Genomic DNA, 24,767 nt, shown 5'->3' on the forward strand with positions numbered 1-24,767 from the left:
AAAATTTTTTTTCGATTTACTGTTGATTTAAGAAATATTTTTTCGTATAATACAATTATCAAATGAAAATGCTTACAAAACATATTTGATATACAAATGGACAAAGGTGGTAGTTTTATGGATGCCTATTTATTAATCATCACACTGCTTTCTATTATTCTTGTCATTTTAGGAGTTTCCTTATTTAGGTGGCATGCATTTATTAGTTTAACAGTTGCGAGTTTATTTTTAGCTATATTTGCAGGTTTATCATGGGATAAAATTGTAAGCGCTTATGAAACTGGGGTTGGCGGTGTTTTAGGACATTTAGTCGGAATTCTTGCTCTTGGTACGATTCTAGGAAAAATGTTGTCTGAATCTGGTGCAGGTTTACAAATTGCAAACTTTTTTGTAAAGGCTTTCGGTGAGAAGAAACTGCCTTGGGCGATGTTCTTTTCAGGATTTATTATTGGAATACCTGTATTTTTTGAAGTTGGTATTTTAATTTTATTGCCGCTTGTTATTTCTATTCAAAAAGCAACGAAAAAAAATATATTATTGATTGCTCTTCCAGGTATTGCTGGACTTTCCATTGTACATGGTCTTGTGCCGCCGCATCCTGGAGCGATTGCTGCAATTGGCATTTACGGAGCAAACTTAGGAAAAGTGCTATTATATTCATTAATTATTGCATTGCCTGCAGGTATTATTGGCGGACCGTTATTTGCGAAATGGGTAAATAAACGAGTGGTTCCAAAGGGTAATCCTGAGTTAATTAAGGTAGAACAAAAAAGTGAATCTGAATTGCCGAATACAGGACTTTCATTTTTTGCCATTCTATTGCCGGTTATTTTAATGATTATTGGAACTGCTGCTCCATATATGAAATTTTTCTCAGGCGATGTTAGAAGTGCATTGGCTTTTATCGGCAGCCCGTTAGTTTCTTTATTGCTTGCTGTATTCTTTGCTTTTTATTTCCTTGGCTTCCGTCAAGGAATGGATAAAGATAAAATTAAAAAGTTTACTGAAGAATGCATTTTGCCTGTTGGTTCTATTGTATTAATCATTGGAGCAGGCGGAGCATTTAAACAAGTATTAATCGACAGTGGTGTAGGTGCAACAATAGGAAATATGTCAGAAAGCTTGTCCTTATCACCAATTGTTTTAGCTTTTTTAATTGCTGGATTAATTCGAATCGCAACTGGATCTGCAACAGTAGCATTGACAACAGCGGCAGGGATTGTTTCGCCGATTATTGAACATATGTCTGGGGTTAATTTAGAATTGTTAGTTCTTGCAACAGGTGCGGGTTCATTAATGTTCTCCCATGTAAATGATGCAGGATTCTGGATGGTAAAAGAGTATCTGGGCTTGTCTGTAGAAGAAACATTTAAAACATGGACTGTTTTAGAAACAGTATTATCATTTGTAGCATTTGGCGGTGTTTTACTTTTAGATTTATTTGTTTAAGCATTTGTTAAAAAAGGTGTGCTATTAAAAGAATTAGTTTTCCCTTTATAAACTTGGGGAGCTATTCTAGAATAGCGCACCTTTTTATGTTGAACAAATCAGGCTTTTAATTAGTAAGTCTTAAGAATTCTCCTGATCGTTTCTCATCTGGAGCTAGTGGACAAAAAGACTGTAAAATAGGAATAAAAAAAGATCCTCTCAAAGGGTAGAGTAGGATCTTTAAGTAAGCTATATTACATTCTTGTATCGGATATGGCACTTCGTATTTTATCAAGGGATCTATTAGCAGTTTCTTTATTCAATATCATCATATTAACATATAGTGCATCTATTAAGCTAAGTTGGGCAATTCTAGAAGATAATGCTTCAGAACGATATTCTGTTTCTTCTGAACTAGTAAATAATGCAACGTCAGCAATTTGCGCAATAGGAGATTTCGGATATCCAGTAATACTGAGTGTTTTAGCTCCATTGGCTTTTGCTGTTTTTAATATATTCAACGTGTCTTTGTTGGTTCCAGAGTGTGAAATAACCACTGCAATATCGGTTTCGGACAATTGAGAAGCAGACATAAGCTGAAAGTGAGAGTCAATAAATGAAAACGCTTTTATTCCTGTGCGTACAAATTTATGAAATGCATCCATCGCGATAACAGCAGAACCCCCTGTACCATAAAACTCTACTCGTTTTGCATTTCTCAGTAAGTCAACCGCTTTTTGAATAGATGGTTCATTAAGAATCTGTAGGGTATTATCTAAGGTTTGTACATTTGATTTGAACACTTTTTCTGTAACAGTTTTTACTGTATCATGTTCTGAAATTTCTTCATGAATTTGTTGAATAGGCTTAATGATTTCAGAGGCAAGGGCAATTTTCATTGCTTGATATCCTTTAAAGCCAATCCGCTTGCAAAAGCGAAAAACAGTTGCGTCTGCCACATTTAAATCCTCTGCTAATTCATTGATGGTAGAATGAATTATTTTTTCTGGGTTATCTAGAATATAATTGGCAATTTTCTTTTCTTTTTCACTTAATCTCGCATAATAGGAACGAATTTTACCTATACAGTTTTGCGCCATAGTATTCTATCCTTTCGATTGTAATATAAAAATTATAGCATAGTTTCTTTTGGAAAAATATTTTTCAAAAAGGTTTATTTTACGAAAAAAATTTCGTATAATAATAATAAGAAATGAAATAAATTTTCAAAGGGAGTATCGACTATGAATATTGGATTAATTGGTCTTGGAAAAATGGGTTATAATTTAGCAATGAATTTATTGGACCATAAGTATAGTGTAACAGCTTTTGATGTAAATGTAAGCGCTGTAGATAAAATAAAAAAAGAAGGTGCAAATGGCGCTTATTCAATTGCAGAACTTGTAGAGACATTGCCAAGTCCAAAAGTGATATGGGTTATGGTTCCAGCAGGAGAGATAACAACAGGTGTTATTAAAGAATTAAAGGAATTGTTATCAGCAGGAGATACTATTATCGAGGGAGGAAATTCCCATTATAAAGATTCGAAGCAGAGAGCAAAGGAACTTGGGGAAAAGGGCATTCACTTTTTAGATGTTGGCACTAGTGGGGGAACAAGTGGAGCTAGAAATGGTGCGTGCATGATGATTGGTGGAAACAAAGAAATCTTTCAGTCAATTGAACGGTTATTCAAAGATTTATGTGTTGATAACGGCTATATGTTTGCAGGTGAAAGTGGAAGTGGACACTTTTTAAAAATGGTTCATAATGGTGTAGAGTATGGTATGATGCAAGCGATCGCAGAAGGGTTTGAACTGCTGCAAAAAAGTGAATATAATTTTGATAACGAAAGTGTTGCACGAGTATGGAATAATGGGTCTGTTATTCGATCATGGTTAATGGAGCTTACAGAAAATGCATTTTCCAAAGATCCTAACTTAGAGGGAATTAAAGGAGTTATGCATTCGTCTGGTGAAGGGAAATGGACAGTGGAAACGGCTTTGGAGCTACAGGCAGCTATTCCGGTAACAGCATTATCTTTAATGATGCGCTATCGTTCATTGGAAGAAGATACATTTGCAGGAAAAGTTGTAGCATCTCTGCGAAATGAATTTGGTGGGCATAGTGTGGAAAATGCTTAAGCATATCGATGATAATATAATTATTGAATAATAGGATGATTCAGAATGTAGACAAATTCTCCTTAAAAAGGAAGTTTGTTTACATTTTTTTATTTATTTTTCTTTCTTTCTTTTAAATGGGGAGGTTGATTTCCACTTCAGGGGTTCGCTTTCCACGGGGGCGAGCGCCGTGCCGCTCCGTCGCTTCGCTCCTGCAGGGTCTCGGACTGTCTCGCTAATCCCGTAGGAGTCTTACCCCTTCCACTCCAATCAACCTATCTTCCACCCATTAAGTATAGAATTTCAAACATTCAGGCTTTAAAATATAGATAAATAATAGAGGTGACACCATGCTTCTCAAACAGTCTTCTTTCTATTCACGACATAAAGTTGGAGTAGAAAGTAAGTTCAATCATATTAAGAATAATTAGTCATTCCACATGTTTTGATTGCGGGGACTCGATCAAGCATATGGAGAGTTTTGAAGGTAATAACATCCTGAAAGTAGTAGGCATTCGCCAGCTGCTTTCAGCAAAAAACCAGAACAAAAGCCAGTGGGAAAAACTCGTTTTTTCCACTGGCTTTGTTTTAGGGACTTATCAGACGGCTCCTACTAAACTTAGTATGTTTCTTTATAGCAACGGATTTTATTTTACCCATTTTTTCTGAAAGTCTGCAATTTGATCATATTCAGTTTCCAATAAGCGAGAAATGCGAATATAAATAGATGTTAAATCTTGATATATGTCAACATTTTCTCTAATTGGCTCATGGGAATGGGTGCTGCCGACTAGTTCTTTCATGATGGAGAAGTCTTTAATGTCGCCGAGTGCGTACATTCCCAATACAATGGCACCTAAACAAGAGCTTTCAAAGCTTTCTGGAACGGTTACTTCTTGATCAAATATATCGGCCATCATTTGACGCCATAATGCAGAGCGAGCAAATCCTCCTGTGGCCTGAATTTGTTTAGGCTGACCAATCACTTCCTGCAATGCAAGCATAACGGTATAAAGGTTTAGGATAACACCTTCTAGCACCGCTCGAACCATATGCTCTTTTTTATGATGCAAACCTAGGCCGAAAAAAGAACCTCTTGCATTTGCATTCCAAAGCGGAGCTCTTTCACCAGCTAAATATGGATGGAAAAGAAGACCATCACAGCCAGGAGAGACTCGTGATGCAATTTTTGTCAATACTTCGTATGGATCAATGCCAAGGCGTTTAGCCGTTTCCACTTCAGAAGATGCCAATTCATCTCGCACCCATCTGAATGTCATCCCTCCATTATTGACAGGACCCCCTACTACCCAATGGTTTTCTGTTAGAGCATAACAGAAAATTCTTCCTTTTGGATCGGTTACCGGCTTATCTGTTACCGTGCGAATGGCGCCGCTTGTACCAATTGTCACAGCAACAACCCCAGGATCAATAGCGTTTACACCAAGATTGGATAAAACGCCATCACTTGCGCCGACAACAAAAGGAGTAGTTGGCAAAATGCCAAGTTCACTTGCATACTCTTCTTTTAAATTTTGCAGATAATGAGTAGTTGGCACAGGCTTTGGCAATTGATCTTTAGATATTCCCGCAACTTCTAATGCTTCTTTGTCCCAATCTAATTCAAAAATATTAAACATCCCAGTTGCCGATGCAATAGAGTGATCCACTACATATTCATTAAATAGTTTATAAAAGATATACTCTTTAATCCCAATGAATTTTTTTGTTTTGGAAAAAATCTCTGGGAAATCAGTTCGCAGCCACGCTATTTTAGAAAGCGGTGCCATTGGGTGGATCGGTGTTCCTGTTCTTCGGTAAATCTCCATCCCGTTATATTCTTGTTTAATTTTAGCTGCCCATTCACTGGCTCTAGAGTCTGCCCATGTGATGCAGCGAGTCAACGGTTTTCCTTTTTCATCTAATGCAATAACACTATGCATAGCAGAACTGAAAGAAACAAGCTTTAATTTTTTATTATTGATATTTCCTTTTTTTAAAGCAGTTTTTATTGTTTCTTTCACTGCTTGAAAGATTTCTTCAGGGTCTTGTTCTGCAATGGCAGGTGCTGGACTGTAAAGAGGATATTCAACATGATGCATGCTAATTACTTTGCCTGCTTCACCGAATAATACAGATTTTGTACTAGTTGTTCCGATATCAACGCCTAAATAGTAGAAATCATGTGACATATATAAGTCTCCTTTATATAAAAAGTCTAAGTAAAAGAAAGTGTGAAAAAAATTTATCGATGATAATTGAAAGTAAGAAAAAATATTTCTTTCATTCTATTTTATAGGAAAACAAAAGGTATTGGAACTGTTTTCATAAAATATTTCCATTCTATTTTATAATAAACTCCTTTTATTTTTCTTTTAATATAGTTAAGAATTAGAATTTTTTTGGGGAAATATACAGTAAAATAAAATATTTCTTTTTTCTATTTGAATTATTCAGCAAGAATGTGTTGTTTTTTTAGGGAAAATATTTTGTTTACTTATAATTTTAGTAAAAATTTAGGGTGGTTATAAGTGGGGTTTATGAAGATGAAATGAGGGGAAATTCTTGTTTTATTATAAAAGAAAGGTTATTTAATAAGATAATGCAGGATTTAAGCCATTTAGTAGCAGTGAATTTCTTTTTTTCTACAAAAAGAAAGCATGAAAATTTACTGAAAAAATTATATTTAAGTAAATTTTCGAAAAAATATTGTATGAAAACGTTTTATTTGTTATATTTAATTTAATAATTTTACTGAATTTTAGTAAATGGAAGTTAGGCGGTTGATGCATAATGACAAAAATGAAGGATGTAGCAAATAAAGCAGGTGTGTCGAATGCCACTGTATCAAGAATATTAAATGGAGATATTACTTTATCCGTTTCAGAAGAAACAAGAAAAAAAGTGTTGGAAACTGCTGAAAGTTTAAATTATAAACCAACTAGAAAAAAGGCAAATAAAGAGGAGACAGAACAAAAATCCTATAATATCGGTTTAATTTTAACAGTTTCACAAGAAGAGGAAATAATTGATCCATATTTTTTATCTATTCGTTTAGGTGTCGAAAGTATCTGTCGAGAACTTCCGCTTAATATTGCGCGTGTTTTAATTGTTGGAAAATCAAAATTCCTTGTTGAAGAATTAAATGCGTTAGACGGTGTTATTGTTATTGGAAGAGTTGATGTAGTCGATTTACAAACAATTTTTCAGGCAAATCATAATGTGGTTTTATGTGATTTTGATTCAAAATCGGGATCCTTTGATGTAGTGATATCGGATTTTGAACAGGCCACAGAAAAAATTATTGATCGATTGATGGCGCTAGAACATAGAAATATTGCCTATTTAGGCGGAAAAGCTATTATAAAAACAATCAGCAATAGCGGGATGCAAGAAATTAAGGATGTTAGATTAGAGGCCTTTACAAGAAAAATGCAGGATCACGATTTATATAATGAGGGAAATATTTATATTGATGAGTGGGGACCAAATGGGGGCTATTCATCCATCAAAAAAATGCTGGAACAAACAAGTAAGCAGACACCTTTTCCTACTGCGATTATCACTGCAAGTGATCCGATTGCAATCGGAGCAATGCGTGCACTTCATGAAGCAAATATAAAAGTTCCTGAAGATGTGTCCATTTTTAGTTTTGATGATATTGAGGCAGCTGCTTACCTGTATCCAAGATTATCGACGGTAAAGGTACATACAGAGGAAATGGGAAAAACAGCGGCTAAGCTTCTATTGGATCGATTAAATGGCAGAGTAGTGCCAATTAAATCGGTTTTACAAACAGATTTAATTGAAAGAGAATCTATCAGTAGAAAAAGGAATTAAAAATAAACTTTATTAGGAAGGAGGCGGATCGTTTCTATTAAGATAAAATGTAACCGAATTCAATTATTTGAAAATTATTTTAACTAATTATTTTCTAAAATAGTACTTAAAATGGGGGAAAACAATGAAGAAAACAATTGCGTTATTGTCGGCAGGACTATTATCGTTATCTATTTTCAGCGGCTGCTCTAAAGATGCATCTAGTGATGATGGAAAAGTAAAAATTGAGTTTTTCCATTATAAAAGAGAAGCAATAGGCACTTTTGATGAGCTAATCAAAAAATTTGAAAAAGAAAATCCTAATATTGATATAGAACAAAAAAGTCCGCCAGAAGCAGAAACTGTTTTGAAAACTCGAATAGCAAAAAGAGATATTCCCGATATTATTGGGATTGGAGCAAATTCTACATATAAAGAGTTGGCAAAGGCAGGTGTTTTTGAAGATTTATCAAAAGACAGCAATTTGGAAAAAATTCAGCCAGCCTATACACAAATGTTAAAGGATGTTAGTGAGCAAGATAAAATTTATGCTATTCCTTATGTAGCAAATGCAGTTGGCGTTATCTACAATAAAGCAATTTTTAAAGAATTGGGGTTAGAAGTGCCGAAAACATGGGATGAATTTATTGCAACAGCAGAAAAGGTAAAAGCTGCAGGCAAAATTCCATTCTATCTTACATTTAAAGACGCATGGACAACATTGCCTTCATTTAATGCTTTAGCGGCTAATACTCAAGGCGATGATTTCTATGGCTTGCTTAAAGAAGGAAAGGTTAAAGTAGATACAAGATATAAAGAAGCGGCAGAAAAATTTGTTCAGCTTACAGAATTAGGGCATAAAGACCAATTTGGAGATGCTTATTCTGATGGTAATACAGCATTTGCAAATGGTGAATCTGCTATGTATTTACAAGGAATTTGGGCAATTCCTGAAATTCAAAAAGCTAACCCGGATATTGATTTAGGCGTATTTCCATTCCCTGCAATTAATGATGCTGCGAAAAATAAATTAGTATCTGGTGTAGATTTACAATTAAGTGTTTCTTCTCAAACAAAAAATGCTAAAGAAGCAAAGAAATTTGTTGAATTTTTATTAGATGAAGAAAACACAAAAACGTATATTGATGAGCAAAAGGCATTTTCAGCACAAATTGGAATTGAGCAAAAAGATACTATCTTAGAAGGACTTCAAGCAAACTTTGATTCAGGCGCATTAACAGATTTCCCAGATCATTATGTTCCTGTAGGGGTTGCTCTTGATAAAAACTTGCAAACTTTAGCACAGAAAAAAGATATTGATAGTTTCCTAGATACGTTACAAAGTGAATGGGAAAAAGTTCAAGATCGTAAGTAAAGCTTAAAATGCTTCATTCAATACCGTCTTTTGCAAAGACGGTATTGAAATAAACAAGTATTTATCTAAATTATAGGAAGTGGATAAAATGGAAAAAAATTATGTGAATGTTGAAAAAAATACCATTACTCCCCCAAAAACAATGATTCAGAAAAAGCGGAAAAAGATTTCGAAAAATTTAGCCTATTATTTAATGGCAATTCCTGCTGTCGTATTATTTGCTGCATTTCACACCTATCCTGCTCTCCAAGGAATCTACTATTCTTTTACCAACTGGGATGGATTGAGCTTAGTTTATAACTTTGTCGGTTTTAAAAATTATATCAATCTATTTAAAGATGTTAATGTACTGAACTCTTATTTATTTACTTTTAAATTTGCTATTATTGCAACCATTCTTGTAAATATATTTAGTTTAGCGATTGCAGTTGGGCTTAATTCTAAGATTAAAGGTAAGAACTTCTTTCGGGCAGTCTACTTTTTGCCAAATGTTTTAGGTGTTCTTGTCGTCGGATTTATCTTTAATTATTTATTTGCAAATGTTATTCCAGACCTTGGTGAAAAAATGAATATTGGCTTTTTATCTTCTAATATTCTTGGAAGTGAAAGCTTGGCCTGGATTGGAATTTTAATTGTAGCTGTTTGGCAGGCATGTGCGTTTAACGTCATTTTATATCTATCTGGATTGCAGACAGTGCCGATTGAATTATATGAAGCGTCTAGCCTAGACGGGGCTAATAAATGGCAATCATTCTGGAAAATTACATTTCCAGTCATTGCACCATTTTTTACAATCAATATGGTCTTATCGATGAAAAATTTCTTAATGGTTTTTGATCAAATAATTGCATTAACAAATGGCGGTCCAGGACGTGCAACAGAATCAATCTCTCTATTAATCTATACAGGTGGATTTATGGGTGGAGAATTTGCATATCAATCTGCAAATGCTGTTATTTACTTTATCGTGATCATGTTAATATCTGTTTTCCAAATTAAAGTTCTGCAAAAAAGGGAGATGAACATGTAATGGCAAAGAAAAAGAATTGGGGTGTAACGACGTTAATTGCCCTTGGATCCTTGCTGGTACTATTTCCATTATATATCGCGTTATCTATTGCACTTAAAACGCCGGATGAATTAGCAAAATCAGCACTAGCGTTTCCAATCGGACTTCATTTTGAAAACTTTGTACGTGCAATTGAAGCAACAAATTTTTTCCAGGCATTAAAAAATAGTGTTTTGATAACAGTAGTTACACTTGTTTTTACCATATTGACAAATTCCCTTGTTGCATATGCAATAGCAAGAAATATGCATCGCAAATTTTTTAAAGGTTTATATTTTTATTTTGTTAGTGCTTTGTTTATTCCGTTTCCAATCATTATGCTTCCGATTGTAAAACAAACCTCATTGCTTGGAATGAATAATACTTGGGGATTAATTTTATTGTATATTGTGTATGGAATGTCCACAAATGTATTTATCTATGTAGGATATATCCGTTCTATTCCAAAAGAATTGGAAGAAGCAGCAATTGTAGACGGCTGCAGTACTTGGAAAGTATTCTGGAAGGTTATTTTTCCATTATTATCACCAATTAATGCTACAGTAGGCATTTTAACATGCTTATGGACTTGGAATGATTTTATGCTTCCACTTATTATTTTGAACGATTCAGGAGATTACACGTTGCCGCTTGTTCAATATGTTTTCCAAACTGAATTTGGAACCGATTTTAACTTAGCGTTTGCATCCTATATTTTAGCACTAGCTCCAATGGTGATAGTTTATATTTTCGCACAGAAATGGTTAATTGGAGGAGTTGTAAGAGGAGCAATTAAATAGAAAGAGAGAGAGGAAACAAATTATGGGAATACATTTTGATGAACAGAAAAAGATTTTTCATTTAAGTGCTAAAGATGCTAGTTATGCAATGGAAATATTAAAAGAAAATTATTTAGTGCATCTTTATTGGGGGAAAAAAGTGCAAGCGTTTGGAAACAGCAATCCTTTGCAGTTTTTAGATCGGGCTTTTTCAGGAAATCCAAATAAGGAAGATCGTACTTTTTCGTTAGATACAACTCCACAAGAATACTCACAGTATGGAAATACTGATTTTCGCAAACCAGCTTTTCAAATTCAATTAGAGAATGGTTCAACTATAACTGATTTACGCTATAAATCTCATGAAATTAAACAAGGAAAAGAGAAGTTGCCTGGGCTTCCTGCAACATATGTAGAAAATAATCAAGAAGCAGAGACGTTAAACATTTTATTAGAAGATCCAGTTGCAGGCCTGGAAGTAAAATTAACCTATACGGTTTTTGCTGATTATAATGTGATTACGCGCTCTGCTGCTATTACAAATAAGGGAGCTGAAAATCTAAAAATTTTACGAGCATTAAGCGCAAATGTAGATTTTCGTGAAGCTGATTTTGATTTTATTCATTTGCCAGGTGCATGGGGCAAAGAAAGACAAATCGAAAGACAGGCGCTTCGTCCAGGATTGCAAGGGATTGAAAGTGTCAGGGGGGCAAGCAGTCACCAGCATAATCCATTTATTGCATTAGCAAGAAAAAATACAACAGAAGATTTTGGTGAAGTATTTGCCTTTAATTTAGTGTATAGTGGGAATTTCTTAGCACAAGCAGAAGTGGATCAATTCCAAAACACTAGGATTACAATCGGGATTAATCCATTTGATTTTAGTTGGAAACTAGGTCCGAGTGATACATTCCAAACACCTGAAGTAGTCATGACTTATTCAGATCAAGGTCTTGGAGAAATGTCGAGAACTTTCCATGAATTGTACCGCAATCGTTTATGTAGAGGATCGTATCGGGATAAAGAAAGACCCATTTTAATTAATAATTGGGAAGCAACATATTTTGATTTTAATGCAGAAAAAATAGAAGAGATAGCAGTTGCAGGCAAAGAACTTGGCATTGAGCTATTTGTTTTAGATGATGGCTGGTTTGGCAAAAGGGATAATGATACATCCTCATTAGGGGACTGGTTTGTTCATGAAGAAAAACTGCCAAATGGTTTAAAAGATTTAGCGGAACGAGTAGAAACTTACGATATGAATTTTGGGCTTTGGTTTGAACCAGAAATGATTTCTGTTGATAGTGATTTATATAGAGAACATCCAGATTGGTGTCTGCATGTCCCAAATCGTCGCAAGTCGGAAAGTCGCAATCAATTAGTGCTTGATTTCTCAAGAGAAGATGTTTGCGAAGAAATTATTAAACAAGTAAGTGCTATTCTTTCAAGTGTGCCGATTTCTTATGTGAAATGGGATATGAATCGCCATATGACAGAAATAGGATCTGCTCTATTGCCAAGCGATCAGCAGCGAGAAACAGCCCATCGCTATATGTTAGGTTTATATAAAGTCATGGAAGAAATCACAACTAGATTTCCTAATATTTTATTTGAAAGCTGCTCTGGCGGTGGCGGTCGATTTGATGCAGGAATTCTTTATTATATGCCGCAAACATGGACGAGTGACAATACGGATGCCATTTCTCGCTTGAAAATTCAGTATGGAACAAGTCTAGTCTATCCAATTGTATCGATGGGATCTCATGTTTCAGCTGTTCCTAACCACCAAGTGCATCGAATTACGTCCATTGAGATGCGTGGAGATGTAGCGATGTCTGGAAATTTAGGTTATGAGCTTGATTTAACAAAATTAACGGGAGAAGAAAAAGAAGCAGTAAAAGAACAAACAGCCTTTTATAAAAAGCATCGAAAATTAATTCAATTTGGAGATTTTTATCGTTTATTAAGCCCATTTGAAGGAAATGAAACGGCGTGGTTGTTTGTAAATAAAGAAAAAACGGAAAGCCTAGTCTTTTATTTCCGTGTATTGGCAGAGCCTGCTGCACCATTACGTTCTATTCGATTAAAAGGCTTGGATGCCAAAAAGAAATATTTAGTGGACAATACGGAACAGGTTCATGGCGGCGATGAGTTAGCATATGTTGGTTTAAGTGTGCCTCATGATATTCAAGGAGATTTTCAAAGCTATGTTTGGCATATAAAAGAGGTTTAATTATCTACATAAAAAGTCTGCAGAATAAGTCTGCAGGCTTTTTTTATGTAGATAAATCAACTCGAAGACTTTGGCAAATAAGTTCTTTATATAGTAAGGATGCAAGAAGAGAAATTTTTGCTGTTGATTTCATTAATAAAGAGCAAAAATATGCTATTATTAACATTATTTAAGATATTTGCTAAATTGAAAGGGAGTATGTAAAGGAATATGGAAGAATTATATGATCAAATTTATCAATCTGTTTATAATCATTTAAAAAGTGTGGAGAAGATTAATAAGGAGGAATTAACAGAAGTTGATGCAGAAAAAGTAGAGAGAATGGAAATGGCATTGCAAGCATCAAAAGATATTTTAGAAAATATGCTAATCCCAGGGAAAAAACTAAATTTTATCTATGAAAAAGGTTCCTTGCATCTTGAAATTTTTGCCGAAGAAAAAGAAGATGAGTAAATCACTTTCTTATTTTCGGTGATTTAAGCATCTTCTATTAAAGAAAAATATCATTAGAGGGGATTTGATTGCTTTTTCGAAACTCCCCTGGAGTAATGCCAGTAGAACGGCGGAACACTTTCGTAAAATAATTAGCATTAGCATATCCAATATTTTTAGCAATATCTTCAATGGAATATTTCGTTTCATATAGTAATTCTGCACCTTTTAAAATACGTAAATTTGTTAAGTATTGTATGGGAGTAATGCCCGTTGTTTTTTTAAATAGGCGGGTAAAATGAAATCTTGAAAGAGCAGAAGCTTCCGCCATTTCATCGGGACCGATTTCTTCATGATAATGATGTTGAGCAAAGAGAGTAGCATTTAATATGCTTTCAGGCAGATCCTTGTTGCTTGAATTTTTTATATATTGGTAAAGGTCCATTACAAATTGATAAGCAAGACTAGAAGCTTGATAGGCATTTTTTATATTTTTTTCACTAGCCATTTGATAGATTTGCAAAAGGTGAAGAATCGGATTTGCTTCTGTATGCAAATGAATCACTGGTTTGTCATGTGTGTAAATGAAATCCCAGCATTTTTTTACCGCATCTCCATAAAGAGTAATAAAAATAAACTCCCAATGATCACTGTTTTTTGGAAGATAATAGCAATATTCCTCGGAAATATCGATTAAAAATGCTTTCCCAGCGTTTAATTTATATTCTTTTCCTCCAAGCTCAAGAATCCCAAAACCAGAAACAGTATATTGAAAGACAAACATGCTATCTTCTTTACGCTTTTTTCCTTTCCAGTTATACAGGGAGCTTGTTTGCTTTTCCCAGCCAATAGACCAGATTTGCGCCACTTCTTTTGTCAATTGCTCGCTAAAGCGATAGGCAAAAATATTATAATCTTTTTTTTGCAAAATATTTACCTACTTTCTATGGAAGAGTAGAAAAGGCGGATTCTCTGGAATAGGGAATAAAGTATTTCCATTCCAATAAATCAAAAGCAAAATAATACCCTTTTCTACGATTAATTTTACCATTGAGCAGATAAAGTAAAAACCATAAAATAAAAATATGTAAACGCTTAATATAAAAATACGAATAGATAGGTGATAGATATGACAAAGACAGAACTAATAAAAAAATTTGCAGATGTATTTCAAACAAATGCAGAAGGAGCACGCACTTTTTTTGCACCGGGTCGTGTTAACTTAATTGGTGAACATACAGATTATAATGGAGGACATGTATTTCCATGTGCGCTGACAATTGGCACATATGCGATTGCAAAAAAAAGATCAGACAATCTTGTTCGCATGTATTCAGTCAACTTTGAAGAGATTGGTTTGATTGAATTTTCGTTAAATGAATTAAAATATGAAGAAAAACATGATTGGGCCAATTATCCAAAAGGCGTTATCTATGTTTTTGCTCAAGCCGGAATGAAGCTTGATACAGGATTTGATGTTCTTTTTACAGGAGAAATACCAAATGGGGCAGGTCTTTCTTCCTCTGCCTCTATTGAAGTAGTAACAGCAACTCTATTAAAAAATCTTTATAGGTTAGATGTCGATTCAATTAAGCTTGTGCAGCTTTGTCAGCAGGCAGAAAATGAATTTGTCGGTGTAAGCTGCGGAATTATGGATCAATTTGCGATTGGAATGACAAAGCAGGAGCATGCAGTTCTTCTAAATTGCCAAACATTAGAATATACGCATAGTCCACTACAATTAAAGGATGCCTCACTTGTTATTGCAAACACAAATAAACGAAGAGGGCTTGCTGATTCCAAATATAATGAGCGACGCAGTGAATGTGAAAGTGCATTAGCAGATCTGCAAAAGGAAATGGCTATTCAATCATTAGGAGATATGACACCAGAAGCGTTTGATAAGAATCAGCATTTAATAAAAAATGAGATGAAGAGAAAAAGAGCAAAACATGCCGTTTATGAAAATGCAAGAACAAAAGAAGCGGTAGTAAAATTAACTGACGGAGATATCAGTGGTTTTGGCCGCTTAATGAATGAGTCCCATGTTTCTTTGAGGGATGATTATGAAGTAACAGGAAAAGAGCTGGATGCATTAGTGGAAGCTGCATGGACTAAACCTGGTGTTATTGGTTCACGCATGACGGGAGCAGGATTTGGCGGCTGCACTATTAGTATTGTGGAGAATTGCCAGCTGGATTCATTTATTGAAGAAGTCGGAGAAGAGTATACTGCTAAAACGGGTCTGCAAGCAGATTTTTATGTGGTTCAAGTAGGAGAAGGAGCAAAAGAAATCAGTCAAACAGAAATAACAAAATAACCTTTTGTAACGCAATTAAAAAAGGGGATAGAAGGAGGAAAAAAGTTGGCTATTTTAGTTTGTGGTGGAGCAGGATATATTGGCAGTCATACTGTTTCTGAGTTATTGGATCGAAAGGAGGAAGTAATTGTTGTTGATAATTTGCAGACAGGGCATAAAGAAGCAATTTTAGAAGGGGCAGCATTTTACCAAGGAGATTTGCGAGATGAAGAATTTTTGCATGAAGTTTTTGCACACAATGAAGTGGATGCAGTCATCCACTTTGCGGCAGATTCGCTAGTTGGCGAAAGTGTAATAGAGCCATTAAAATATTATGATAATAATGTAAATGGAGCATTGGTTTTATTAAAAGTGATGAAGCAGCATGCTGTAAAAAAAATTGTCTTTTCTTCTACAGCAGCAACGTATGGAGAAGCAAAAAACTTTCCTATTCAAGAAAACGATCCAACGGTTCCTACCAATCCTTATGGGGAAACAAAGCTTGCCATTGAAAAAATGCTTAAGTGGTCAGAAGCAGCTTACGGTATTCGCTATGTTGTATTGCGCTATTTTAATGTAGCAGGTGCACATATGGAAGGTAAATTAGGAGAGGACCATTCTCCTGAAACACATTTAATTCCAATTATACTGGACGTAGCATTGGGAAAACGCGAGAGCATCAGCATTTTTGGCAATGACTATGATACAGAGGATGGTACATGCGTTAGAGATTATATACATGTAACAGATTTGGCGGCAGCTCATTTAATGGCAGTAGATAAATTATATCGTGACGAAACAAGCGGCACTTATAATTTAGGGAACGGAAATGGATTTTCTGTAAAAGAAGTAATTGATGCGGCGAGGAAAGTAACAGGCCATGCTATTCCAGCAACAGTAGTTCCAAGAAGGGAAGGAGACCCAGCAAGACTTGTGGCCTCTGCTGAAAAAGCAAAAAAAGAGCTTGGCTGGCAACCTAAATATCCATCATTAGAAATAATCATCCATAGTGCCTGGAATTGGTTTCAAAAAAATCCAAACGGCTATCAGATAAAAGCGAAAACCAAATAAGAGGAAGAGAATAGGAAACAAACCAACTCTCTTTTTTAAAGGGCGAGGGATACAAAGTGAATATCTATAATGAAATAGAACAGCTTATTCAATATGGATTACAGAAAAAATTAATAACACAATGGGACATTGAAGTAGTTCGCAATAAAATACTAGAAGTGCTAGAGTTAACTGATTTTGAATGGTCTAATCAATTAGCAGAAGAAAAGTATATACTGCAGGAGATTATGGGGAATATTTTAGATTGGGCAGCTGATAATGACAGACTTCCAGAAAACACAATTACGTATCGGGATTTATTGGATACAAAAGTAATGGGTTGTTTTGTTCCTCTACCATCAGAAATCAATCGAAAATTTTATAAAACATACGATAACGAAGGTTCAGAAAAAGCAACGAAATGGTTTTATGAATTATCAAAAGATGTAGATTATATTCGGACAGACAGAATTGCCAAAAACGAAGAATGGCTTGTTGGGACTGATTATGGCGACATAGAAATTACCATTAACCTCTCCAAACCTGAATTAGATCCAGTCGCAATTGCTGCAGCAAAAAAACTAGCGCAAAATAATTATCCTAAATGCTTATTATGTAAAGAAAATGCGGGATATGGTGGTAGAGTCAATCATCCAGCGAGACAAAATCATCGGATTATTCCAGTAGAATTAAATAAAGAACAATGGTTTTTTCAATTTTCTCCATATGTTTATTATAATGAACATACCATTTGTTTTTCTGCTGAACATAAGCCAATGCAAATTACAAAGGAAACATTTAAAAGATTATTGCAGTTTGTAGAGAAGTTTCCGCATTATTTTATTGGCTCCAATGCTGATTTGCCTATAGTCGGAGGCTCTATATTATCCCATGAGCATTACCAAGGGGGCTGTCATGAGTTTCCGATGGCTAAGGCAGAAATAGAGGAATATTTCCTATTGGAGGAACTTCCTAATGTTCGTGCTGGAATCGTAAAATGGCCGATGAGCGTTATTCGCTTACAGGGAGAATCAATCCAAGACTTAATCGATGCTTCTGATTATATTTTACAGAGTTGGATTGCTTACAGTGATCCTGGTGCAGAAATTATTGCATATACAGATTCCATTCGCCATAACACAATAACGCCTATTGCTCGCATGCGTGATGGTTTGTTTGAAATCGACTTAGTTCTTCGCAATAATTGTATAAATGATGAACATCCTCTAGGAATCTATCATCCACATAAAGAAGTGCATCATATTAAGAAAGAGAATATTGGACTGATTGAGGTAATGGGATTAGCAGTGCTTCCTGGTCGATTAAAAGAAGAGATGGCATTATTAGAAGAACTATTGCTATTGGAAGATTGCGAACAAAATATTTATAATCATGCTGAAATTGTTAAACATTTAGATTGGGCTAAAGAAATAAAAAGAAAGTATCATGACCTTTCCAAAGAAAATGTTGGAACGATCATTAAAAAAGAAATTGGCATCGTGTTTGAAAAGATACTGCATCATGCAGGTGTTTATAAACGAACAGATGCTGGTAAACTGGCATTCTTAAAGTTTATTAAAAAATTAAGAGGCAATTAATTAATTTAGGTGCCATAAAGAATGGGGCTGTCCCAAAAGTCATTAAAAAATGACTTTTGAGTACAGCCTCTTCTTCTTGTTTATGTTTAGTGCTATTAAACTTGCCTGCTGATTTCCGCTCCAGGCGTTTGATTTCCGCGGGCGGTCTGGGAGCCTCCTCGGCATAAAGTCTTAGGGGTCTCCCTTTGACACGCTTTTCCCGCAGGAGTCCTCCAATCAACAAGGTGCCAAAATCAATTATCAGCATGAACATAGCTGTTTTTAAAATTACATACAAAAAAATCGTCTCAATAATTCATCTTTAAAGCGGTTCATATCAGACTGCATACGCTCCTCCTACATCTTCAACATATTTAATAGTAAAAAGAATCTTCTGCAATTTATTTAAATTCCTTAACAAGTATTGGTTAATAATCCCTATTGGAAAATCTTGTTTTTTGCTATATTCTTAGTACATATAGTTAAAATGGATTAATTCCTGTTAGGATTATTTGTGACTTAATTCCTAGAAAAAAAGAAAATGAACAGTGATAATAAAATAAAAGCTTATATTGGATGCCCTTCTAGAATAACTACCAACTTTATTTATGTTTAGGAGACATTTTTATGAAAAATTCTAATAGCTTAAAGCATAAAAAGAAAAAAAAATTAACAAAAAACTCTTTTTTAACGGATAAAAATGATGATTATCTTCTGAATAAAGAAACTATTAAAGCATTATTTAGGAACCATCCAGATGCTGTTTTTATATTGGATGGTAATGGGAATTTAAAAAACTTTAGCGAATCTATAAAAAGATTGTTTGGATATGAGGAAGAAGATTTAAACGGGGATTTAGGGAAATGTTATGCAGAAAATTATCAGCATTTAAGAGAAACATATATAAGAAAAGTTCTTAATGGGGAAGTTCAAAAGTTTACAGCTGATATCTATCATAAAAACGGAAAAAAAATACACGTTGAATTTAATTATTTTCCAATATTTAATGATTTAAAGCAAGTAATAGGCATATATGGAATAGCAAAGGATATAACCGAAAATATTCAAAAGGAACAGGAATTGTTAAAAGTAAAAGAGAGGCTTGAACTAGCACAGCAGGTAGCTAAAATTGGAAGTTGGGATTATGATCTTATTGAGGATGAATCGTATTGGTCGAATCAAACTTTTGAATTGTATGGCATTAAAAGTAAAAAAGATTTCGTGCCGACCTATAAGAAGATTTTGTCAAGGATTCATCCAGATGACCGTGAATATTTTGACTTTACTTTTAAGAATGCAATAAAAAAACGGCAAAGCTATAATATGGAATTTAGAATTATGCATGCAGATGGTAATTATATATATGTATATGAACAAGCAGATGTTATTTTAGATGAAAATCAGCTGCCTGTCAGGTTTATTGGAACAATACAAGATATAACCAAAAGAAAAATAGCTGAAATTAAGCTTAAAGAAACAGAACAAAAATTAAAAAATATCTATGATAACTTAGAAGTTGGCATTTGGTCATATGATGTAATAAATAATACTTTTGAATTGGCTTCACCAGGAGTTGAAGCTGTTGCCGGTTATACGTCAAAGGAAATTATAGAAAGAACCTGGGAATCCATTATACATCCTGAGGACCTTTTGGAATTCAATACTCTGCAAAAAAAGCTCTATTTAGGAGAAAGTCTTCATCAAAATTATCGTATTGTTTCAAAAAATGGGGATATAAAATGGGTTCAGGATCAGAAAATTCCAGTACTTGATAGTGAAGGGAAATTACTTAGAATTGATGGCATTGTTTCAGGTATTACAAAAATAAAAAAAGCAGAAGAGCAGATCAAACATTTAGCTTATCATGATTATTTAACAAACTTGCCAAACAGAAGAATGTTTGATGAGAAGATGGAAGAACTGGTAAACCGCTTTGAAATAAATAAAACAGATTTTGTTATTATGTACCTAGATCTTGATCGTTTTAACAATATTAATGACACTCTTGGGCACAGTATTGGCGATAAATTATTGCAACAATTTACAGTAAGAGTTGGCGGATTATTAAAGGATAATTCTTTATTTGCCAGAATTGGAGGAGATGAATTCGGAATCATTCTTTGGGGATACGAAGGTTCTGACTTTCCTGTTACGGTTGCCAAAAACATTATCGATTGCATGAATAAACCATTTTTAATTGATGATTTTGAATTATATATAACCACAAGTGTTGGAATAAGTACTTTTCCTATGAATGGAGAAACGAAAGAAAATTTAATAAAAAGCGCAGATGCTGCTTTACATAGAGCAAAGGAAATAGGGAAAAACAATTATCAAATATATTCTTCCTTATTAAATATTTCTTCATATAAGCTATATGCTCTTGAAAGAGATTTGCGTAAAGCAATTGAAAACAATGAATTTTTTCTTCATTTTCAGCCAAGGGTAGATGCCTCTACAGGGACTATCGTAAGCGCAGAAGCATTGCTGCGATGGAGGCATCCTGAATGGGGGATTGTTTCTCCAAGAGAATTTATTCCCCTTGCAGAAGAGAATGGGCTAATCTTAGAAATAGGAGACTGGGTATTTCAGCAAGTATGTTATTTCATTAAGAGTTGGGAACAAAAAAAACTATCTATTATTCCCATATCCATTAACATATCAGCTCAAAGATTTTTAAAAAATGATTTTATTGAAACAGTGAAAAAAGTCCTTAAAGAAACAAAAATCAATCCAAAATTAATAGAATTTGAAATAACAGAAACTACATTAATCCATCATGAAGAAGCTGTAAGTTCAGCTCTTCAATTATTAAAAGAAATGGGGATAAGTATAGCGTTAGACGATTTTGGAACAGGGTACTCTTCCTTAACCTATTTAAAGCAGTATCCAATAGACACAATAAAAATTGATAGATCCTTTATCAGAAATATTTCAGTTTTTGGAAAAGATGAGATGATTGTTAAATCGATTATCTTTTTAGCAAAAGGATTGCAGATGAAGGTAGTTGCCGAAGGTGTTGAAACAAATGAACAACTGTCTTTTTTAAGACAGCAAGAGTGTGATGAAATTCAAGGATATTTATTTAGTAAACCTGTTGCAGAAAAAGAATTTCAATCGTTATTAAATAAAACTAAACTTAAGCCTAACAGCCAACTTTCAAAAATGGATGAAATGGTTGATAGGAGGTATGAGTCTAGAATCATTTTACAGTATCCACTCAGTACAAAAATGTCTGTAACTTCAATAAAGGATAAAAAGGTTAATTTGGGAAAAACGGAGGTTTTAGTGGAAGAATTGAGCTTTCGAGGCATAAGATTTCTTTCTGCTATTGATTTGCCGGTACGACCGGAAATCCTTCTTCAATTTGAAACAAAAATAATGAATGAAAAAGTAGCAATGAATGGATATGTTATCTGGAAACAGGAAATGCATGATATCTATGAATACGGTCTTCAGTTTACCTTTAATAAAAATGATAAAGAACATATCACAGAAACATTAAATAATTTCTTAGAACAATATCGCAGTAATCCATTAGTTCCGAATTGCAGTTTTGTTAAAGAGGATAAAATTGATTATCTTATGAATTTTGATTTATAGGCTATATTTGCCGAAAGCAAAACAAAGTTAGTTGATAACACTTTATAAACTAATTTTAATAAAGGTTATCATTAATATTTTAGAATGAGATGATGAGTTTTTATATTGCATAAGAAAATTTTCCTGTTAATGACCTCTAATAACTAATTTCTGCATTAAAAAATAGTCTACTGTACTCAAGAAGTAAAGTGAACTTCAATTAGTGAAAACAATCAGGCTTTTATAGGCAGTTAGTTATCTCCATTTAGATTTCTTATTTTCTCTTCTAATCTTGGGGTAGAGGTCATACTGCCTATTAATTTGGGATACAAAAGCATGAAAAAGGGCAATTGATAATATGTCTTTTCGATTGTATATGAAAAATACTATAGACTATGTTTAAATTTGCTTTTGTATATATTTAAACAAAAGTTTTTTTACAGCCATCCAATTAAAGAATAAGATACTGAAAATGATTGGATACAGAAATGCAGAGTGCCATAGTTTCCAGCCGTTATAATAAAACATGTCTGTATGGACAATAAATAATTCATATAAAATTGAAAATAAAGACCAAATCGCCACGTAAAGTATTTTATAAAGAAAGTTTTTCGACAAAGGAAAAAAATTCAAATATAAAATATTTATTGAAAAATAAACAGCTATTATGCAAAGAGTAGTATATATTTGTGCACCTTCTTGTCCATAGCCGTACAGATCATATTTAAAATTAAGAATAATATCTGTTGTAATCCCAAAAGAATAGGCAAAAAATGAAGTAGCATAAATTTCTATTTGGGAAATTCTTTTAGGAACCCAAATAGCTGTAAAAGCAAGCAAAAAAATGCTGATAAAAACTAGAAGCATTCTAAATTACCTCGGTTTTATAAGTTTCAAAATCAGTATTCATAATGGATGCCGTCAATTTTAGCATCAAATATTTTTTCTCTAATAGATAATCCTCTATTAATATCTAAAATTTTTTGTCCGCATTGCAAAAAAATTTCTATTTCTTTTTCGCATAACTGATTCATTTTAAATGGGAAAAAGTCATTCTCTATAATATTGTAAATAATCCTCATAAATAATTGTTCCCCATCTTTTGTTATGGTCACTCTTTTAAACTTGGAGTGGTTTTGGTCCCTTTTTATTGATATAAAACCTTTTTCTTTTAAGGGTTTCAACAGTCTAGTAACAGTAGATAAATGCCAACAGCCAATTGCACTGATTTCCGAAGGTGTTAAAGTTTTGTTGTTGGTAGTTAGAATAAATAAGATATGCTGCTGTGCTGGTGAAAGATCATACTCTTTTCCTAATTTTGCCCATTGTTCTTCCATGCAAAAATATAAGGCTCTTATTAAGAGAACAAGATTTTGTTTATAAATAAAATTCATGGCGACCTCCTTACTTGTAAGTACAATTGTATATGCAACTATAATCATTATGAGTAATTAATGGAAAGGTTATACTTTAATTTAGAAAAATAGGAAATGAAAAATCCACTCTGTAACAAAGCACTTTTGAACAGATTGGATTAAACGAAAAAAATATTCAATAAATAGGATAAAGCTAGTTGAATTCTTCCCTTTATACAATTCTGTTGATTTTGCATTAACATAGCCAAGAAAACTGGGTTGAACATGTTGGAGAATTTTATAAGAGGAATAGAAAGAGGGAGTAATTTTTTACTCCCTCTTTCTATTCCTTATTCATTTGTAGTCTTGACTTAAGAAAATTCTCTGATGAAAATGCAGCTACACCTAAAGCAGAAGCAGGCAGCGTTAAATCTGAAAAATTAATTTTGATATCTGTTTGATGAAAAGGCAATGTGAAATTATTGATCGTGGATTGAACTTGTGGTTCAATCCACTGTTTTGCAGCAGCAAGACGGTTTCCAATAATAATTTGCTGAGGATTAAAAGTATGGATAATATTAATAATCCCAATTGCAAGGTTTTGGCCAATTTCCTCTAGAAGAGTGATGACAGCTTGTTCGCCATTTCGGGCACGTTCCATTAATTCTCCTAAACTTAATTCTGTTTTATTATTTATGTTTACTATTTGTGCTTTAGACAGCAGGGCTTGTTCTGATGCATATAGTTCCCAACATCCCTTATTCCCGCATATGCATTTGATGCCATTTCGATCAATTGTCATATGTCCAACTTCACCTGAATAACCATTAAATCCATTATATAACTCACCGTTCATAATAATGCCTGCGCCTATGCCAATACCTGCACTAACATATACCAAATGATCAAAATGTTTGCCACTCCCAAATTTTTTTTCTCCATAAGCACCGGCATTTGCTTCGTTTTCAACTATAACAGGTACATTGTAGACGTTTTCTATCTCTGTCTTTAAAGAGATATTTTTCCAGCCAAGATTGGGCGCCAATAAGATGTCCCCTTCTTTATTGACAATGCCTGGTGCGCCGATTCCTATTCCGACAATGCCATAAGGAGAAGAAGGAGCAGCACTTATTAAAAAAGAAATAACCTTTTGAATAAGTTGAAGGGTTTCTTCAAAAGAACTGTTTTTATATTTTTCGTTTTTCTGAACGACAATATTTCCTTGAAGATCTGTTAATACTCCAAAAATATAATTTACTCCAAGATCAAGGCCTATAGAATAGCCAGCTCCTTGGTTAAATAGAAGCATTACAGGGCGTCTGCCACCGCTTGATTCTCCTGGACCTGATTCATAGATTAATTGCTCTTCAAGAAGTTCAGAAACTAATGATGAAACGGTCCCTTTATTTAATCCAGATTGTTGAGCAATGTCAGCGCGGGAAATAGGAGAGTGGCTGATAATTAAACTTAAAACAAGGGATTTATTTTCTTTTTTTACTAACTGCTGATTCCAAGTAACATGCATAATAAGGTTTATCTCCTTTTTCTTGAGCCTATTCTTTTTAAATTTAGCATGAAGCAGTGATTTCATTAAATTATCTGCTATTAAAGGACAACATAGCTATATAAAATGAAAAAGCACTCATGATGAATTATTATATAGATAGTAT

Annotated in this window: 18 protein-coding genes; 12 read left to right on the plus strand and 6 right to left on the minus strand. The window is 33.8% G+C overall.

The window, feature by feature from the left end; genetic code table 11:
* The first annotated feature begins 117 nt into the window (after positions 1-117).
* Positions 118-1,449, plus strand: a complete 1,332-nt coding sequence (locus CWS01_RS01705) for a GntT/GntP/DsdX family permease (protein ID WP_101175308.1) — start codon at positions 118-120, stop codon at positions 1,447-1,449.
* 233 nt (positions 1,450-1,682) lie between these two features.
* Here the strand turns inward: CWS01_RS01705 and CWS01_RS01710 are convergent, their stop codons facing one another.
* Positions 1,683-2,528: a MurR/RpiR family transcriptional regulator gene (locus CWS01_RS01710; RefSeq protein WP_101175309.1), complete on the minus strand. Its 846-nt coding sequence runs from the start codon at positions 2,526-2,528 to the stop codon at positions 1,683-1,685.
* Between the two features lie 144 nt (positions 2,529-2,672).
* On the opposite strand from CWS01_RS01710, the gene gnd reads away from it, so the two are divergent.
* Positions 2,673-3,569, plus strand: a complete 897-nt coding sequence (gene gnd / locus CWS01_RS01715) for a phosphogluconate dehydrogenase (NAD(+)-dependent, decarboxylating) (protein ID WP_101175310.1) — start codon at positions 2,673-2,675, stop codon at positions 3,567-3,569.
* Between the two features lie 626 nt (positions 3,570-4,195).
* On the opposite strand, the gene gntK is transcribed toward gnd, so the two are convergent.
* A complete protein-coding gene (gene gntK, locus CWS01_RS01725) occupies positions 4,196-5,740 on the minus strand; it encodes a gluconokinase (protein ID WP_101175312.1) in 1,545 nt (514 codons plus the stop codon).
* A gap of 601 nt (positions 5,741-6,341) precedes the next feature.
* Between gntK and CWS01_RS01730 the strand changes: the two genes are divergently transcribed.
* The 6 genes from CWS01_RS01730 (at position 6,342) to CWS01_RS01760 (ending at position 13,255) form a co-directional block, all read left to right on the plus strand.
* Complete coding sequence (locus CWS01_RS01730) at positions 6,342-7,388, plus strand: LacI family DNA-binding transcriptional regulator (protein ID WP_101175313.1); 1,047 nt, start codon at positions 6,342-6,344, stop codon at positions 7,386-7,388.
* Between the two features lie 124 nt (positions 7,389-7,512).
* Positions 7,513-8,742, plus strand: a complete 1,230-nt coding sequence (locus CWS01_RS01735; protein WP_101175314.1) for an ABC transporter substrate-binding protein — start codon at positions 7,513-7,515, stop codon at positions 8,740-8,742.
* Between the two features lie 142 nt (positions 8,743-8,884).
* Positions 8,885-9,772 (plus strand): carbohydrate ABC transporter permease, encoded by an 888-nt coding sequence (locus CWS01_RS01740; RefSeq protein WP_407938522.1) that lies wholly within the window; start codon positions 8,885-8,887, stop codon positions 9,770-9,772.
* Positions 9,772-10,590 (plus strand): carbohydrate ABC transporter permease, encoded by an 819-nt coding sequence (locus CWS01_RS01745; protein WP_101175315.1) that lies wholly within the window; start codon positions 9,772-9,774, stop codon positions 10,588-10,590. Before CWS01_RS01740 ends, CWS01_RS01745 begins: the two co-directional genes overlap by 1 nt.
* Positions 10,591-10,612: 22 nt before the next feature.
* Positions 10,613-12,802 carry an alpha-galactosidase gene (locus CWS01_RS01750; protein WP_101175316.1) on the plus strand — a complete coding sequence of 730 codons (2,190 nt, stop codon included), beginning with the start codon at positions 10,613-10,615 and terminating at the stop codon, positions 12,800-12,802.
* Positions 12,803-13,012: 210 nt separating this feature from the next.
* Entirely contained in the window at positions 13,013-13,255 is a 243-nt protein-coding gene (locus tag CWS01_RS01760) for a hypothetical protein (RefSeq protein ID WP_101175318.1), read from the plus strand.
* A 37-nt stretch (positions 13,256-13,292) separates the two neighbouring features.
* Here CWS01_RS01760 and CWS01_RS01765 read toward each other — a convergent pair whose 3' ends face one another.
* Positions 13,293-14,162, minus strand: coding sequence for a helix-turn-helix domain-containing protein (locus tag CWS01_RS01765; RefSeq protein ID WP_101175319.1), 870 nt, complete (start codon positions 14,160-14,162; stop codon positions 13,293-13,295).
* A gap of 201 nt (positions 14,163-14,363) precedes the next feature.
* Here CWS01_RS01765 and CWS01_RS01770 point away from each other — a divergent pair, with 201 nt between their 5' ends.
* From CWS01_RS01770 to CWS01_RS01790, 4 genes are all read left to right on the plus strand, one after another.
* The gene (locus tag CWS01_RS01770; RefSeq protein ID WP_101175320.1) at positions 14,364-15,554 is read left to right on the plus strand and encodes a galactokinase; all 1,191 of its coding nucleotides are present in this window, start codon (positions 14,364-14,366) and stop codon (positions 15,552-15,554) included.
* A 45-nt stretch (positions 15,555-15,599) separates the two neighbouring features.
* Positions 15,600-16,604: a UDP-glucose 4-epimerase GalE gene (gene galE, locus CWS01_RS01775; RefSeq protein WP_101175321.1), complete on the plus strand. Its 1,005-nt coding sequence runs from the start codon at positions 15,600-15,602 to the stop codon at positions 16,602-16,604.
* A 56-nt stretch (positions 16,605-16,660) separates the two neighbouring features.
* A complete protein-coding gene (gene galT / locus CWS01_RS01780) occupies positions 16,661-18,181 on the plus strand; it encodes a UDP-glucose--hexose-1-phosphate uridylyltransferase (RefSeq protein WP_101175322.1) in 1,521 nt (506 codons plus the stop codon).
* 606 nt (positions 18,182-18,787) lie between these two features.
* Complete coding sequence (locus CWS01_RS01790; RefSeq protein WP_101175324.1) at positions 18,788-21,763, plus strand: EAL domain-containing protein; 2,976 nt, start codon at positions 18,788-18,790, stop codon at positions 21,761-21,763.
* A gap of 378 nt (positions 21,764-22,141) precedes the next feature.
* Here CWS01_RS01790 and CWS01_RS01795 read toward each other — a convergent pair whose 3' ends face one another.
* The 3 genes from CWS01_RS01795 to CWS01_RS01805 all read right to left on the minus strand — a co-directional run bounded on the left by CWS01_RS01795 (position 22,142) and on the right by CWS01_RS01805 (position 24,622).
* Positions 22,142-22,609, minus strand: coding sequence for a hypothetical protein (locus tag CWS01_RS01795; RefSeq protein WP_101175325.1), 468 nt, complete (start codon positions 22,607-22,609; stop codon positions 22,142-22,144).
* A 32-nt stretch (positions 22,610-22,641) separates the two neighbouring features.
* On the minus strand, positions 22,642-23,136 hold the full coding sequence (locus CWS01_RS01800) for a MarR family winged helix-turn-helix transcriptional regulator (RefSeq protein ID WP_101175326.1): 495 nt from the start codon (positions 23,134-23,136) through the stop codon (positions 22,642-22,644).
* A gap of 304 nt (positions 23,137-23,440) precedes the next feature.
* Positions 23,441-24,622, minus strand: a complete 1,182-nt coding sequence (locus CWS01_RS01805) for an ROK family transcriptional regulator (protein WP_101175327.1) — start codon at positions 24,620-24,622, stop codon at positions 23,441-23,443.
* Between the last annotated feature and the right edge of the window lie 145 nt (positions 24,623-24,767).

Source organism: Niallia nealsonii (assembly GCF_002835805.1).
GTDB classification, from domain to species: Bacteria; Bacillota; Bacilli; order Bacillales; family Cytobacillaceae; genus Niallia; species Niallia nealsonii.